Raw genomic sequence first — 15,660 nt, 5'->3', positions numbered from 1 at the left:
GCCCGGAACCGCTCCCCTCGCGGTTCCGGGCCGACGGCGTTGTGCGCGGGGCGGCCGCCCGCTACTTAGCGGAGAACCGCGCCGGTGCCTCCGTGGGGCTGCCGCCGCCCGGCAGCCGCTCACCCGGGCAGGAGTTCAGCACCCGCACCATCGCGTCCTTCTCGCCCCGCGTCACCCACAGCCCGTACTTCTTCTTCACCGCCACCTGGCGCGCGACATACGTGCAGCGGTACGCCGTGTACGCGGGCAGCCAGGTCGCCGCGTCCCCGTCGCTCTTGCGCCGGTTCGCCGACGCTTCCACCGCGATCAGATTCAGCGGATCGTTGGCCAGCGCCACCCGCTTACGCCCCGGCCACTTCGCCGCGCCCTTCTGCCAGGCGTCCGACAGCGCCACCACATGGTCGATGTCGACCTTGCTGCGGCCCCGCTCGTAGCGCAGCGACCGGCCCGTGTACGGATCCTTCGGCAGCGTCCCGGAAACGACGACGCAGTCCCCGTCGCGGAACGCCGTGGCCCGCAGATCCCGCTTGAGGATGTCGTCCCGCGTTCCGCAGCCGTTGCCGTCGGTGTCCGCCCAGGCCGAGCCGAACCGGTCCCGGGCGTATCCGGTCTTCGGGGCCCGCCCCTTGACGTCCAGCGAGGCGACGGCCCGCAGCGCGCTGCCCGGGTTCGGCTCCCCCGTGGGAACGGACGGCCTCGCCGTGGCGTCTGAACCACTGCCGCCCCAGGTGTCGTCGGGCATACAGCCGGTGAGGGTCAGCAGGGCGGCCAGCGCGGTGGCGGTGGCGGCGGTCACGGGTCGCGCGGTCCGTATCAAGGCGGGCTTCCAATCCGGGAGCGTAGGGGCGGGGGCGGGGCACTCCCCCACCGTGCGCTGAGGCTACGGGGAGGAGCGGCGGCGGGACCGGACCGGTTCGCCGCTTCGAGTATCTTTTCGGAAATTGAGAGTGAGGACCCCCATGGACACGGCCGCAGCAACGGCGTCGACCACCGACCCGGCACCGGCCGTTCCAGGCGCGGGTCCCCGCGTCCCCGGCCAGCTACGACGCACCGCCCGCCGGCTGCGCGACCTCCCCCGCGGCCATGGGGGAGGCACGGGAAGTGCCCGCATGGCCCGCCTGCGCGCGCCTCGCCTCGACCCGTACTGGACGGCGGCGTTCTTCTTCCTCGCGTACGCCGTACTGGCGGTCTGCCGCTTCCGCACGATGGGCAGCTCGTCGTGGGACCTGGGCATCTTCGAGCAGGCGGTACGCGGCTACGCCCACTTCCAGGCGCCGATCGTCGACCTCAAGGGCCCCGGCACCAACGTCCTCGGTGACCACTTCAGCCCCATCCTGGTCGTGCTCGCCCCCTTCTACCGACTGTTCCCCTCCCCCCTGACCCTGCTCATCGCCCAGGCCGCCCTCTTCGCGCTGTCCGCGATACCGGTCACCCGCGCCGCCGCCCGCTACCTGGGCCGCGGCCGGGGCCTGGCACTCGGCCTCGCGTACGGGATGTCCTGGGGCGTTCAGAAAGCCGTCGACTTCGACTTCCACGAGATAGCCTTCGCGCTGCCGCTGATCGCGTTCGCCCTGGAAGCGGTGCTGCGCGGACGCTGGACCGCGGTGGTGTGCTGGGCCGCGCCGCTGCCTCTGGTCAAGGAGGACCTGGGGGTGACCGCCGCCGCCATCGGCGCGCTCGCCCTGATACGCACCCGCCGCGCCTCGCCGCTGGCGATCGGCCTGGTCGCGTGCGGCATCACCGCCACCGCCGTCACCCTCGGCGTGATCATCCCCGGCTTCAACGGCTCCGGCTCGTACGACTACTGGAACAAGCTCGGCGCGAGCGGCGCCGGCGCCGTCATCCCTCTCGGCACCGCCCTGCACACCACACTGTGGATCCTGCTCCCCACCACCGGCCTCCTCGCGCTGCGCTCCCCGCTGCTGCTGGTCGCGCTGCCCACCATCGGCTGGCGGTTCCTCTCCCACGACCCGCACTACTGGGGCATCGACTGGCACTACAACGCCGTCCTGATGCCGGTCGTCTTCCTCGCCCTCGTCGACGCCCTGCCGCGCGCCCAGATGTCGCCGCGGCCCTGGCTCCGCTCGTACGCGCACCAGCTTCCGGCCGCGGTCCTGGCCGCCACGCTCGCACTGACCACCACGCTCCCGCTGGCCCGCCTCACCGAGACCGCCACCTACCGCAAACCGCCGGCCGTCGCCGATGCCGAGCGCCTGCTGGACCGAATACCCGACGACGCGACCGTGGAGTCCGACATCCGGCCGCTGAGCCACCTCACCAACCGCACCCGGGTCTTCTGGACAGGCGACACCCGCGGCATCTCCCCCGACTACATCGCCATGCAGCTGCCCGACAACCACAACCCGCAACAGGCCCTCAAGGACGCCGCGAAACGCCACCCCAAGTCCACGTACGTGATCCTCGGCGACGCCGCGGACATCGTGGTGTTCCGGAGGACGTCGGCGCGGTGACCGCCTGGCCACCGCGCCCCCGCCGTCACGCCCCCAGGATCGTCGTCAGGAACTCCCCCACCCACGCCAGCAGCTCCCGCCCGACCAGCGGCTTGCCGCCGATCCGGCCGGTGGTGGGGCGCGGCACCAGGACCTGCTTGGTGGCCGGCTTGAGGACCGTGCGCGGGTAGAGCCGCTTGAGGCGCAGCTCCTGCGACTCGCGCAGCTCCACGGGCCCGAAGCGGACGTTGGAGCCCTGCAGGGTGATGTCCGCAACGCCGCACGCGCGCGCCAGCATGCGCAGTCCGGCGACCAGCAGCAGGTTCTCAACCGCCTCCGGCAGCTTGCCGTAGCGGTCGGTGAGCTCCTCGCGGACGGCGGCGATGCCCTCCTCCGTCGAGGCGGAGGCGATGGCACGGTACGCCTGCAGGCGCAGCCGCTCGCCGGGCGCGTAGTCGTGCGGGACGTGGGCGTCCACCGGGAGTTCGATCTTGACTTCGAGCGGGGGCTCCTCCTCCACGCCGCCCTCCAGCGAAGCGCGGTAGTCGGCGACCGCCTCACCGACCATGCGGATGTAGAGGTCGAAGCCGACGCCGGCGATATGGCCGGACTGTTCACCGCCGAGGAGGTTTCCGGCGCCGCGGATCTCCAGGTCCTTCATCGCCACGTACATGCCCGCCCCCATCTCCGTGTGCTGGGCGATGGTGGCCAGCCGCTCGTGGGCGGTCTCGGTGAGCGGCTTCTCCGGCGGGTAGAGGAAGTAGGCGTAACCGCGCTCGCGGCCCCGGCCGACCCGGCCGCGCAACTGGTGGAGCTGGGAGAGGCCGAAGTTGTCGCCGCGCTCGACGATCAGGGTGTTGGCGTTGGAGATGTCGATGCCGGATTCGACGATGGTCGTCGAGACCAGGACGTCGAACTTCTTCTCCCAGAAGTCCACCACGACCTGCTCCAGTTGGGACTCCCCCAACTGACCGTGGGCGGTCTGGATGCGGGCCTCCGGGACGATCTCGCGGAGCCGGGCGGCGGCGCGGTCGATGGACTCCACCCGGTTGTGGATGTAGAAGACCTGGCCCTCGCGGAGGAGTTCACGCCGGATCGCGGCGCCGATCTGCTTCTGCTCGTACGGGCCGACGAAGGTGAGGACCGGGTGCCGCTCCTCGGGCGGTGTCGTGATCGTGGACATCTCGCGGATGCCGGTGACCGCCATTTCGAGCGTACGGGGGATGGGCGTGGCGGACATCGTCAGCACATCGACGTTGGCGCGGAGCTTCTTCAGCTGCTCCTTGTGCTCGACGCCGAACCGCTGCTCCTCGTCGACGATGACCAGGCCCAGGTCCTTGAACTTGGTCTCGGACGAGAACAGCCGGTGGGTGCCGATGACCAGGTCGACGGAGCCCTCCCGCAGCCCCTCCAGGACGGCCTTGGCCTCGGTGTCGGTCTGGAAGCGCGACAGCGCCTTGACGTTGACCGGGAACTGGCCGTAGCGCTCGGTGAAGGTGCCGTAGTGCTGCTGGACGAGGAGGGTGGTGGGGACCAGGACGGCCACCTGCTTCCCGTCCTGGACGGCCTTGAAGGCGGCGCGGACCGCGATCTCGGTCTTGCCATAACCGACATCGCCGCAGATCAGCCGGTCCATCGGGACCGACTTCTCCATATCCTCCTTGACCTCGGCGATGGTGGTGAGCTGGTCGGGCGTCTCCGCGTACGCGAACGCGTCCTCCAGCTCGCGCTGCCAGGGGGTGTCCGGGCCGAAGGTGTGGCCGGGGGCCGCCATACGCGCGGAGTAGAGCTTGATGAGGTCGGCGGCGATCTCCTTGACCGCCTTCTTCGCGCGCGCCTTGGTCTTGGTCCAGTCGGCGCCGCCGAGGCGGTGCAGCGTCGGGGCCTCCCCACCCACGTACTTGGTGACCTGCTCCAGCTGGTCGGTGGGAATGTAGAGGCGGTCGCCGGGCTGGCCGCGCTTGGCGGGCGCGTACTCGACGAGAAGGTACTCGCGGGTGGCGCCCTGGACCGTGCGCTGCACCATCTCGATGTAGCGGCCGACGCCGTGCTGCTCGTGGACGATGAAGTCGCCCGCCTGGAGGGTCAGCGGGTCGATGGTCTTGCGGCGGCGGGCCGGCATCCGGGCCGCGTCCTTGCCGGCGGCCTTCTGCCCGGTGAGGTCGGTCTCGGTGAGGACGACGAGCTTCAGCGACGGGTCGACGAAACCGTTGTCGAGGGAGCCGCAGGCGACATGGACGACGGACGGGCTGATCGCGGCGAGTTCGCCGTCGAGCCGGGCGGCGATGCCCTCACCGCCGAGGACCTCGACGGTACGGGCCGCGGGGCCGTGCGCCTCGGTGACGAAGACCGTACGCCAGCCGTCGGCGAGCCACTGCTTGGTGTCGGCGAGCGCACGCGCGGTGTCGCCGCGGTAGGTCTCCGGGGCGTGCATACCGAGCTTGAGGGTGTCGCCGTTCAGCTCAAAGTCCTCATCGGCAGCACTAGAGGTGAACTGACTGACCGACCACCACATCATGCCCAGTTCGCGGGCCCGCTCCCGGACGTCCGCGATGCCCCACAAGGAGGCCGCGCCCACATCGATGGGCGCCTCCCCGCCGCCAGCGCTCGCCGCCCACGACGCCTGCAGGAACTCCTGGCTCGTCGCCACCAGGTCGGCGGCCCGGGTGCGTACCCGCTCCGGGTCGCACACCACGGCCATCGAGCCCTCGGGCAGCACGTCCAGCAGCAGCTCCATGTCGTCGACCAGGACGGGAGCCAGGGACTCCATGCCCTCGACGGCGATCCCCTCGGCGATCTTGCCCAGCAGTTCGCCCAGCTCCGGGTGCTGCTCGGCGAGCGCGGCGGCCCGGGTGCGTACGTCCTCGGTCAGCAGCAGCTCCCGGCACGGCGGCGCCCACAGCCCGTGCTCGGCGACCTCCAGGGACCGCTGGTCGGCGACCTTGAAGTAGCGGATCTCCTCGACGTCGTCGCCCCAGAACTCGACGCGCAGCGGGTGCTCCTCGGTGGGCGGGAACACATCGAGAATGCCGCCGCGCACGGCGAACTCGCCGCGCTTCTCGACCAGTTCGACGCGCGCGTACGCGGCCGCCGCCAGCCCGTCGACGATCTCTTCGAGGTCGGCGCTGTCGCCCATGCGCAGGCTCACGGGATCCAGCTCGCCCAGCCCCTTGACCTGCGGCTGGAGCACGGAGCGAATGGGCGCGACGACGACGGAGACGGGGCCGGCCGTCGGGTCGTCCTTGCGCGGGTGGACGAGCCGGCGCAGCACCGCGAGGCGGCGGCCGACGGTGTCCGAGCGCGGCGAGAGCCGCTCGTGCGGCAGCGTCTCCCAGGACGGGAACTCCACGACGGTGTGTTCCTCGCCGGCCGGCATCAGCGTGCGCAGCGCGGCGGCCAGGTCCTCGGCCTCCCGGCCGGTGGCGGTCACCGCGAGGACCGGGCGGCCGGACTCGCGGGCGAGAGCGGCCACCGCGAAGGCGCGGGCGGCGGGCGGGCCCACCAGGTCCACATGCGGCCGGTGCCCGTCGGCCGCGGCCTGCACCGCTTCGGCGAGCGCCGGGTCCCGTACGACGGCGTCGAGCAGACCAGTCAGGCTCATGAAAAAGATTCCGTCCCAGCGAGGAGATCAACGAAGAGATCAATGAGGCGAACAACGCGAACAGCCCGACACGTGGAACGGGCCGGGGTTGCCCACCTTACGCCCGGGCTCCGACAGCCCGCCGCCGGAGCGGTACGGGGGCGCACAGCGGCCCCGGGGGCGCCCCTCATGCGTCCCATCCTTCGAGAAATCCGTTCCGAACTCTGACCCGGCATGGAATGGTGTGCGCTACACACAATGTCCTGCACGCAACGTCTGCACGCAACGCGGAGGGGGCCCGGTGAGCCGCACCACGAGGGACAGCGACGGCGGCATAGCGGCGGGCGGCCGGCGCGGACCCGTCGTCGCCGCCCTCATGCTCGGTATGGCGCTGGCCGCCCTCGACTCCACGATCATCGCCACCGCCATCCCCCAGATCGTCGGCGACCTCGGCGGCTTCGCCGTCTTCTCCTGGCTCTTCTCCGGCTATCTGCTGGCGGTCACCGTCACCCTGCCCGTCTACGGCAAGCTCTCCGACACCTTCGGCCGCAAGCCCATCCTGATCACCGGCATCGTGCTCTTCCTCGTCGGCTCACTGGCCTGCGCAGGCGCCTGGAACATGGCCTCCCTGATCGCCTTCCGGGTACTTCAGGGCCTGGGCGGCGGCGCACTCCAGGGCACCGTCCAGACCATCGCCGCCGACCTCTACCCGATGCGGGAACGCCCCAAGATCCAGGCGAAGCTCTCCACGGTCTGGGCCGCCTCGGCGGTCGCCGGACCGGCGCTCGGCGGGCTGCTCGCCGCCTACGCCGACTGGCGCTGGATCTTCCTGGTCAACCTGCCGGTGGGCGCGGTGGCGCTGTGGCTGATCACCCGGCATTTCGTCGAGACGACACCACGGCCCGCCCGTACCCAGCGCCCCCGCGTCGACTGGCCCGGCGCGCTCGCCATCTTCGCCTGCGGCGGCCTGCTGCTGACCGCCCTCGTCCAGGGCGGCGTCGCCTGGCCCTGGATATCGACACCCTCCCTGCTGCTCTTCGCCGCCAGCGCCCTCTGCGGGGCGGTCACCGTCCTGATCGAACGCCGCGCCGCGGAGCCGATCATCCCCGGCTGGGTCTGGCGCCGCCGCACCATCTCGGCCGTCAACCTCGCCCTCGGCGCGCTGGGTCTCCTCATGGTCGCCCCGACCGTGTTCCTGCCCACCTATGCGCAGTCGGTGCTGGGCCTTGGCCCGATAGCCGCCGGCTTCGTGCTCTCCGTCATGACCCTGAGCTGGCCGGTCTCGGCGGCCCTGAGCAGCCATGTCTACAACCGCGTCGGCATCCGCAACTGCGCGATGCTCGGTATCGGCGCCGCCGCCCTGGTCCTGCTCGCCTTCCCCCTGCTGCCCTACCCCGGCGCCGCCTGGCAGCCCGCCCTGATCATGCTGGCGCTCGGCGCGACCCTCGGCCTCTTCCAGCTGCCCCTGATCATCGGCGTCCAGTCCTCCGTCGGCTACGCGGAGCGCGGCACCGCCACCGCCTCGATCCTCTTCTGCCGCCAGGTCGGCCAGTCCGTCGGCGCGGCCCTCTTCGGCGCCATCGCCAACTCCACCCTCAACGACCGCCTCGCGCACGCCCCTTCGGACATCCGCCCCGGACTGCCGCACGACCTCGACGCGGTGGCACACGCCCTGGAACACGCCGGCACGCTCACCGCCCACGCCACCGGCTATCTGCGCCGCGCCGTCGACACCACCGTCGACCACGTCTACCTCGGCGCCGCCGCGGCCGCCGCCCTCGCCCTGATCGTCCTCGCCCTGCTGGCGCCCCGGCACTTCCCGGTGCACGCGGACGCCCGAACGGGCGGGGAGGGGGCGGAGGCCGCGGACCGGGCCGAGCCCGCTGACATCTAGTCGAGTAAGTCCCATCTCCCTTCGTCCGCCCGTAGAGCCAGAAGGGACATAGGACTTACTCGACCAGCGGGCGCACGGGCATCGAGCGGGCACGGCGGCAGCCGCCGCTCAGCCGTCCAAACGAGGCAGCTCCGTCTCCAGCGTGTCCTCGTTGTCGGGGTCGACGGGGGCCCGGGTGTCGGTCGGACCGGACTCGGGAGGGGAGTCGGGCTGCGCCCCGGCCTGAGGCGGCTCCTCCACCGGGTCCCCGCCCGACTCGCCCCCCTCGCCCTCCTCCGGCACCTTGCCCGTGAGCGCCGCCAGGCTGTTGCGCACATGCGTCATATGGGCCCGTACCTCCGCGTGCTCCTCCTCGTGTTCGCGAAGGATCCGCTCGGTGGCGCGCTCGATGCGTTCCACCTGGACCCGGGCCTGGGCCAGCAGTTCGGCGGCGTGGTCCTCCGCTTCCTCCTGGCTGTGCCGTGCGGACTCCTCGATCTCCGCCTGGAGGCGCCGGGCGTCAGCGATCCGGGCCTCCCCCTCGGCATCCAGCTCCGCGACGCGCTGCTCCAGCTCCTCCTCCCAGGCGGCGATTTCCCGCCCGGTCGCGTCCCAGTCATCGGCCTGCTGCTTCTCCTGGTCCTGCCAGATCTGCGCGGTGTGCCGGTGCATCTCCTTGAGCTCCGCGGCCGCCTCGCTGCGCCACTGCTCCGCGTCCCGGCCCGCCGCCTCCGCCTCCGCGGCGGACTCCGTCCACGCCGCCTCCTCGATGCACCGCGCCTGCTCCTGCACCTCGGCCCGCAGCGTCTTCGCCGCCTTGTCCGCCGCGGCCTGGATCTGCCGGGCGTACGCCTCGGCCTCGTCGCCCACCTCCTCGGCCGCCGTCTCCGCCTCGGACCGCAGCCGCGCCGCCGCGGCCTCCGCCGTCGTGAGGATCACCTGGGCCTGATCGCCGAGGGATTCGTAGGTCTGCGGCGGCATCTGCGCCACATAGGACAGCAGGTCCGACAACTCCCCCGCCATCTCGTTGGACAGGACGGTCAGCCGCGCGGCGCGCTCCCAGCATGAGTCACGGTCTATTGACAGCCCCTCCACACGACGGTCCACGTCGTCCGGTCGGTAGCCACGCCCTCGTACGGTCTCGAACCCGTGAGGCGAAACCGATGCACTCATCCCTCAAGCCCCTCTCCGCCGCGCACACCAGTCGCGCGGGCTCGCACACTTCCACGCAGTCCCGCACACATCTTTCTGGATAGGCGCGAAGCGGCCCTATCGCGACACTCTGCCCATCTCATCCCCCCAGGATGCGTCAATTGGCACCAGAAGTCGGAATCGGCTCATCGTTCACAGCGCCCGGAACGACCGAGCTGCCCCGTTTTCATCCCACAGCAGCACATCCCCGACGCCACCCACCCACGCACCGGGCCCCGCGAACGGCACCGTGACCGCCGCCCAGCCACCCCCCGCGGCCTCCCTCATCGGCCGGCCCGCCACCGCCAACTCCCCCACGCCCGAGCCGTTGCCCAAGGCCCCTTGCGCCGGTCAGCGCCCCCATCGACGGCACCTGCAAGGGGCAGCAGCCGGAACGGACCGAGGAGCGCACCGGCGCCGAGCATCTCGTCGGCCACCGCGCCGATCAGCCGCCGCCACCGCTTCACCCGTCCGAGGTCACCCGCGGGTCGGCGTAGCACGTCCGGACGTACGCCGGCGCCTGTCGACCCATGGCCGACCCACTCCCTGACAGCAGCCCGACAGATCGACCCGGCGACAACAGACCGTAGGAACCAATCACTCTCCGTAATCGTTGCCGGAATAGGAAGAAGGAAGACGGCGAGCGAGGCGCAAGGGACCAGGGGAGCAAGGGCGCAAGGGACCAAGAGACCGAGGCGCAAGGGAATGAGGGAGTAAAGCGCAAGGAGGTGGGCGCGAAGGTGCGAACAGAGGCAGCGGCGCACGGCGCGAACGGGAGGTGCGGATGAAAGGTGCGGACGAGACGAGAGGTGCGAAGGGGAGGCGGGCCGGGGGAGGTAGGGCGGAAGTCCGCCCCAGGCTTCCCGTTCGCATTCGTCGGGGCAGCTCACCCCCATGCGCATGGCCGTGGCGCCCGACCCATCCCGCAGGTCGAGCGCCACGAGTGCCTTACGGCGTGCGGTGCGTGAGCGGGCCGCCTACAGGAGCCCGTCCCACATCTGCTCCAGCAGCACCGACCACCAGGTCTCCGGCGAACCGAGCGCCGGCGGGTCCAGGGCGACCAGCTGCGCCTGGAAGTCGACGGTCCAGCGACCCGCCTGCTCGGGCGTCAGCCCGAACCGCAGCCGCCACATCCGTCCCAGCATCGCCAGACAGCGAATGAACTCCGGCAGCCCACTGTTCACGAACTGCGGCGCAGCCGGCTGCCCGCCGGGCCCGGCCTCCAACGGCACCGCCACGATGTTCGCGGTCCCGTACTGCACACACAGCTGACGGCCGAAGTCATTGCCCATGACGAGATACGAGCCCGCGTCGGCGGCCGGCTGCACACCCCGCTCCGCCGCCAGCTCCGCCAGCGTCGGCACCGGACGGCCCGGTTGCGCCTGCGCCCAGAAGAACGGCGCGAAGTCGACCGGCAGCCCGGCCCACACCAGCATCTGCGCCACCACATCGGGCACGCCGTGCCGGGAGACCGCCCGCTGATCGAAACGGAAGAGGCCCTGCGGGCCGAACGCCTGCTCCAGCTCCTGCCCGATGGCCTGCGGCGGAACCGGCGGTACCGGCTGCACCTGCGACGGATGAGGCAACGGCACCCGCACCGGCGCAGGCCGCGCCGGGCCGTCCGCGACCTGGTGCAACTCGCCCTGATGCTCGACGAGATGACGCACACCCTGCTGCCGCGACGCATGGTCCCGGCCGTACGCGGCGGTGTGGCTGATCCGCACCTGGGGCCAGTTTTCCCGGATCATCCGGGCGCAGTAGCCGCCCGGCAGATCACAGCACTCCAGCTCGGTGTGCAGCTCCAGCACCTGTTGCGGCGGGATGTTCATGCCGCGCAGCTCATGCAGCAGCTGCCACTCCGGGTGCGGCGTGCCGGGCGCCGAACGACGCACGATCTTCTGCTCGGAACCGTCGGGCGCGCGATAGCTCAGCACCGCCATATAGCCGGGGCCGACGGTCGGCTGGCCGCTGGGCGCCTGCGGATAGCCGTACGCACCCGGGCCACCGGGACCCGGCACACCGGGTCCGGGCTGTCCCGGAAGAGGACCGGGCGGCGGGCCGGACTGTCCGGGTGGGCCCGCCGGCACGCCCGGCGGCGGAACGGCGGGACCGGCGGACGGCGGCATTCCGGCGGCGCCGGGAACTCCAGGAGCGCCGGGAACTCCAGGGGCGCCGGGCGCACCGGGGCCGCCCGGACCGCCCAGCGCCGCGCCGCTGGCCAGCATCGTCGCCGCGGCGTGCACTCCGCCCGCGCCGCCACCGCCACCGGTGGGATTCGGCGGGGGCTGCGGCGGAGGCGGACCGCCCTGACCACCGGAGCCCCGCCCGCCCGCGGACGCACCGGGCACGCCGGGCACACCGGGAGGCTTCGGTGCACCGGGCACACCGGGAGGCGCGGGCGGTGGCGGCACGCCGGGGCCACCCGGACCGCCCTGGCCCGCCAGGCTCGCCTGCAGGGACGCACCGTCGGCGAGCATCGTCGCGGCGGCGTGCACACCGCCGCCGGGACCGCCCGTGCCACCAGGGCCGCCCGTACTACCGGGGCCGCCCGTACCGCCGGGGCCGCGCTCGGCGCCGGGCGCGCCGCCGTCCCCGGGGCCGTCCACCGCGCTGAGATCCAGATTCGCCGCGTCCAGCTGCGAGACCAGCTGCGTCGGTACGTAGCCACCGGCCGGCGCACCGGGCGTACCGGGGCCGGAGGGCGCGGGACCACCGGACGGCCGGACGTCGGCCTTGCCCGTCTCGGCATCCGCGATGGCCGCGGCGTCCTGCCGCTGACCGGCACGGCCCGCGCCAGGGGTACCGGGCGCGCCCGGAGGCGGCGGCGGTCCCGCAGCGCCGCCGGAGCGACCGGCGTTTCCGGCGTTTCCGGGCAGCGAGAAGCCGTCGGCCAGCATCGTCGCCGCGGCGTGTACGCCACCGCCGACGGGCGGGGCGGGAGGCGGCGGCACCGCGGGGCCGGGAGCGCCTGCCGCCCCCTGAGGCGGCGGCACATCGGTGACCGGCTGGCCGGACGGCGGCGGCAGATCGGGCAGCCCCTGCCCGGCGGGCCCGGCAGGCGGCGCGGGCGGCATCGGCGGAGGAGGAAGCGACCCACCGGGGCGGGCCTGACCCGCGGCGCCGGCCTGGCCCCCCGGGCCGCCCGAGGCTCCGTGGCCGTCCGGCGCCTCGCCGCCCGGCAGATCCAGCGCCGGCGCGATCTGCGTACGCGGCAACTGGCTGCCGCCATGCAGCAGTTCGGTCTTCGCCTCCGGTCGCGAGCGCGGCGCCGCCGGCGGAGTGCCGTCCTGTTCGTCCTGTTCGTCGAATCCGGCGAGCGGCGGTGCGAACACCGTGGCGGGCAGACCCACCGACCGGTCCTCGGAGCCCTCGTTCGTCGTCGTGTCCGCCTCGGCCCATGGCGTTCCGCCGGACGTGACGGACGCACCGGTGGAACCGGAGGCAGCGGCACCCGCGACGGGAGCCGAGCCCTCCCCCATGGCCCTGAAGGCAGGGGAGGTACCCCCATCCGTCCCCGGCGCCTCCACGACACCCCCACCGGCCTGCGCGGACGCACCGTCCCCGGCGTTCACACTGACATCGGCCCAGGCGTCCGAGCCCACCGACGGGCCCGCGGGCGACGCCCCCGCAGGCGCACCGGCCGAAGGCGCCGCAGCAGGAGCTCCCTGCGCCCGCCGGTCCGGAATGCCGATGGCGTCCGCCGCCTCCTGCAGCCACTCCGGCGGCGTCAGCAAGAACGACGTGGCCTCCAGATCGATCCGCTGCGGCGACGGCTCACCCGCGCCGTGGCCGCCATCCGCCACCGCGCCGTACTCCTCCTCGAACCGCCGGATCACCTCACCCACCGGCAGCCCCGGCCACAGCGTCGTCTCGCCGCTGTCCCGTGCGATCACCAGCCGGCTACGTCCCCCGTCGCTGCGCGGACCGTCCTCCCGGTCCTCCGCCCACACCACAAAACCCAGGTCGAACTCCCGCACCCGCACCTCACGATGCTGCGGCGCCGGCACATCGCCATTGACCCAGCGCTCCGCGCGTTCCTGCGCCTGCGCGAACGTCACCATCGCGCTCACCCCCCCACCGGAACGGCGTGCGCGAAGCCACCGTCCACCATCAGGTTCGCCACGGTCTCCAGCTCCGGCGGATTGCCCGCCAACCGCTGCAAGAAGTCATCAAAATCCGCACCGCACGGCAGCAGCAGCCGCTCGACGCGCTCCGCCACCGACCAGCCGTCCTGATCCCGCGCATCGTCATACGGGCAGAACCACACCGTGCCGAGCGCGTCACCGCGCACCTTCACCGCGACCACCCCGCCCTGCACGAACGCCACACCCAGATAGTCCTTGGTGAAGTGGTCCCGCAGGCACTTGTTCACATAGACCAGATCGTTCACCGCCGCGTCATCGCGCACCGTGAAAAACGGCTGATCCACCAGCAGGCCCAGCTCCGCGTCCAGCGCCGCGCCCACCGGCGCACACCCGCCCGCCGCCTTCAAGAACGCGCGATACGCGCCCGGCAGCCGGTAGCCCAGCGCCTCCTCGGCCTGCGCCACCTGCTCCTCACCCACGGACAGACCACGCCGCGGCACTCCGAAATGCGCCGGCCGCGTCTCCTGCAAGGGCCGCGTACCGCGCTTGTCGTGCTCCACGGCCGCCGTCGCTAGCCCGCCGTGATGCCGCAGCAGCGCCTTCACCTCGACCGGGATCAGCTCCATCCGCCGGGTGCCGGCCACGTGATGCCAGGTCCAGCCGTGCGGCGTCGCCACCGACGGCACGTCTATCCACAGCTCATGGCCCTGTGCGTGCAGCGCGGCGTTCGCGGACACGTAGTCCGTCAGCCGCAGCTCGTCGACGCCGAAGCCCTCCGGCGGCTCGGCGATCTCCGCCGCCGCCCGCGCATACGGAGAGAACTCCGGGAAACCGTTCCCGTCCATCCGCACGCCCGCGGGATACCGCGAGGCACGGACCGGGTCCGGGAAATGCACGACCTGCCCGGCGTAGGCCGTGTTCGGTGGCGCGGCATGCTGCCCGAGCCGACCTGTCGTCATCGCGGTTGCCCCCTGGCTGAAGCTGGCGTTTGGGGCACAGCCTATGCCGTGCCGCAATACCTTCCCCCGCCCCCGCCCGGTCGGCGTCAGCCCGCCGACACGCCGCCGTCACCCCCCGGCCCGCCGCCCGCTGCCGCCCGCACACCACCCCGCCGACCAGCCCTGTTGCCCTCTCATCCGACGAACTGTCACCTACCAGTGACATCCCCGACAGCGCGGCCGACTACCGCAACACCCAGCACGTTTGGCAGGCTGACCTCCCCCACCTTCGGCGGGGGGACCCCCAGCTACAAGGGGATCGCAGGGAGGGAAAGCACCGAGTGAGCACCACCGCACACCACCAGACCGCCGCCGGCGGCGACCCCCGCATCGGCTGGAGCGGCACCGCCGGCACCGACCGCGTACCCACCCTCCGTCATCGCCGCGACGGCATCCTCCCGACCGTCGGCGCCGCCCTGTCCGTACGCGGACAAACCCTCACCTGCACCGCAAGCAAAGCGGAACAGCCCCCACCGCTCCACCCGCTCGTCCAGGACTTCCTCGACACCCTCACCACCGCACAACGCGAACGCTTCACCGGACGCTGCCCCGAAGCCGTCCTGCTCTCCCGCCACCTCAACGCCGTCGAAGCCGGCCGCAGCAAACGCGCCTCCCGCAAGCCCCTCACCAACGGCGAAGCCCGCCGCTCCCTGAAACACTCCAAGATCACCGCACGCCATATCCGCGAGGACGGCGACCCGCAGCACGGCAGCTACGCCCCGCCCTGCCGCTCCTGCGACGCGCTCCTCGCCCACTTCGGCGTCATGCCCATCGGGGACACGACGCCCACAGGGAGCTGACCGCCACCATGCCGCCCGCCACCCGCGACCGCGCCGGATCCACCCGCTTCCCCGCCGCCGTCGACGTAGCCCTCCAGGAAGCCGGCTGGCAACCCGGACGCTGGGACATAAAGCAGGCAGAACACTGGGCCGACACCCTCCGCGCGCACGCCTCCCCCGCGGGCCACCAGCACACCGTCTTCCCCGCCGCCGTCGAAGCCTGGGCCGAATTCGGCGGACTCCGCATCACCGGCCCCGGCCCCGGCCGCCACATCGCCCCCACCCCGTTCGCCATCAACCCCCTCCACGGCCTCCACCTCGCCCGCACCCTCGGCGACCTCGGCCGCGCCCTCGACACCGGCGTGGCCCCACTCGGCCAGGAAGAAATCACCACCAGCGGCGGCACGGCCTTCGGCCAGGCCGCCCTCGCGATCGACACCGAAGGACGCGTCTACAGCCTCGACCACACCGGCGACTGGTACCTCGGGGCAGACATCGACCATGCGCTCGGCACGCTGGTACTGGGAGCACGGCCCAGCCGGCTGGTGGTGTCGGGGAACTGAGGGACGGGCCAGGCGCCGCGGGCCCGGCCCGGACCCATCGGACAGGCCCTAGCTGTATTGATCACGAGCGTTGTTGACACTTGCCGGGCTTGATCATGGCGAAGACCTCCGGTGTGGTGGAGCTGTCTAGGACTGCACCGC

General features: G+C 72.4%; 9 protein-coding genes. 4 read left to right on the top strand and 5 right to left on the bottom strand.

Annotation, left to right across the window (positions count from 1 at the left end; genetic code table 11):
• Positions 1-61: 61 nt before the first annotated feature.
• Positions 62-796, bottom strand: a complete 735-nt coding sequence (locus tag AB0I10_RS37120) for an HNH endonuclease family protein (RefSeq protein WP_363157164.1) — start codon at positions 794-796, stop codon at positions 62-64.
• Between the two features lie 163 nt (positions 797-959).
• Here AB0I10_RS37120 and AB0I10_RS37115 point away from each other — a divergent pair, with 163 nt between their 5' ends.
• Positions 960-2,471, top strand: a complete 1,512-nt coding sequence (locus AB0I10_RS37115; RefSeq protein WP_363157163.1) for a DUF2079 domain-containing protein — start codon at positions 960-962, stop codon at positions 2,469-2,471.
• A 25-nt stretch (positions 2,472-2,496) separates the two neighbouring features.
• Here the strand turns inward: AB0I10_RS37115 and mfd are convergent, their stop codons facing one another.
• Positions 2,497-6,051: a transcription-repair coupling factor gene (gene mfd / locus AB0I10_RS37110; RefSeq protein WP_363157162.1), complete on the bottom strand. Its 3,555-nt coding sequence runs from the start codon at positions 6,049-6,051 to the stop codon at positions 2,497-2,499.
• Positions 6,052-6,406: 355 nt separating this feature from the next.
• Between mfd and AB0I10_RS37105 the strand changes: the two genes are divergently transcribed.
• Positions 6,407-7,924: an MFS transporter gene (locus tag AB0I10_RS37105; RefSeq protein ID WP_363157165.1), complete on the top strand. Its 1,518-nt coding sequence runs from the start codon at positions 6,407-6,409 to the stop codon at positions 7,922-7,924.
• Between the two features lie 108 nt (positions 7,925-8,032).
• Here the strand turns inward: AB0I10_RS37105 and AB0I10_RS37100 are convergent, their stop codons facing one another.
• From AB0I10_RS37100 to AB0I10_RS37090, 3 genes are all read right to left on the bottom strand, one after another.
• Positions 8,033-9,010 carry a cellulose-binding protein gene (locus AB0I10_RS37100; RefSeq protein WP_363157161.1) on the bottom strand — a complete coding sequence of 326 codons (978 nt, stop codon included), beginning with the start codon at positions 9,008-9,010 and terminating at the stop codon, positions 8,033-8,035.
• Between the two features lie 1,061 nt (positions 9,011-10,071).
• Positions 10,072-13,155, bottom strand: a complete 3,084-nt coding sequence (locus AB0I10_RS37095; RefSeq protein WP_363157160.1) for an SUKH-4 family immunity protein — start codon at positions 13,153-13,155, stop codon at positions 10,072-10,074.
• 5 nt (positions 13,156-13,160) lie between these two features.
• A complete protein-coding gene (locus tag AB0I10_RS37090) occupies positions 13,161-14,138 on the bottom strand; it encodes an HNH endonuclease (protein WP_363157159.1) in 978 nt (325 codons plus the stop codon).
• A gap of 320 nt (positions 14,139-14,458) precedes the next feature.
• On the opposite strand from AB0I10_RS37090, the gene AB0I10_RS37085 reads away from it, so the two are divergent.
• Positions 14,459-14,977 carry a YwqJ-related putative deaminase gene (locus tag AB0I10_RS37085; protein ID WP_363157158.1) on the top strand — a complete coding sequence of 173 codons (519 nt, stop codon included), beginning with the start codon at positions 14,459-14,461 and terminating at the stop codon, positions 14,975-14,977.
• An 8-nt stretch (positions 14,978-14,985) separates the two neighbouring features.
• Positions 14,986-15,519 carry an SUKH-3 domain-containing protein gene (locus AB0I10_RS37080; protein WP_363157157.1) on the top strand — a complete coding sequence of 178 codons (534 nt, stop codon included), beginning with the start codon at positions 14,986-14,988 and terminating at the stop codon, positions 15,517-15,519.
• Positions 15,520-15,660: the final 141 nt, after the last annotated feature.

Origin of the sequence: Streptomyces sp. NPDC050636 (assembly GCF_040654775.1) — a bacterium.
In the GTDB taxonomy this organism is placed as follows: Bacteria; Actinomycetota; Actinomycetes; order Streptomycetales; family Streptomycetaceae; genus Streptomyces.
Note: the sequence above shows the minus strand (reverse complement) of the source record. Positions and strands in the feature narration are given on the sequence as shown.

Excerpts from the sequence above, each read along its gene's own strand:
- AB0I10_RS37115 (WP_363157163.1), top strand. The coding sequence starts at position 960 with ATGGACACGGCCGCAGCAACGGCGTCGACCACCGACCCGGCACCGGCC.
- AB0I10_RS37080 (WP_363157157.1), top strand. The coding sequence starts at position 14,986 with ATGCCGCCCGCCACCCGCGACCGCGCCGGATCCACCCGCTTCCCCGCC.
- AB0I10_RS37105 (WP_363157165.1), top strand. The coding sequence starts at position 6,407 with ATGCTCGGTATGGCGCTGGCCGCCCTCGACTCCACGATCATCGCCACC.
- mfd (WP_363157162.1), bottom strand. The coding sequence starts at position 6,051 with ATGAGCCTGACTGGTCTGCTCGACGCCGTCGTACGGGACCCGGCGCTC.
- AB0I10_RS37090 (WP_363157159.1), bottom strand. The coding sequence starts at position 14,138 with ATGACGACAGGTCGGCTCGGGCAGCATGCCGCGCCACCGAACACGGCC.
- AB0I10_RS37095 (WP_363157160.1), bottom strand. The coding sequence starts at position 13,155 with ATGGTGACGTTCGCGCAGGCGCAGGAACGCGCGGAGCGCTGGGTCAAT.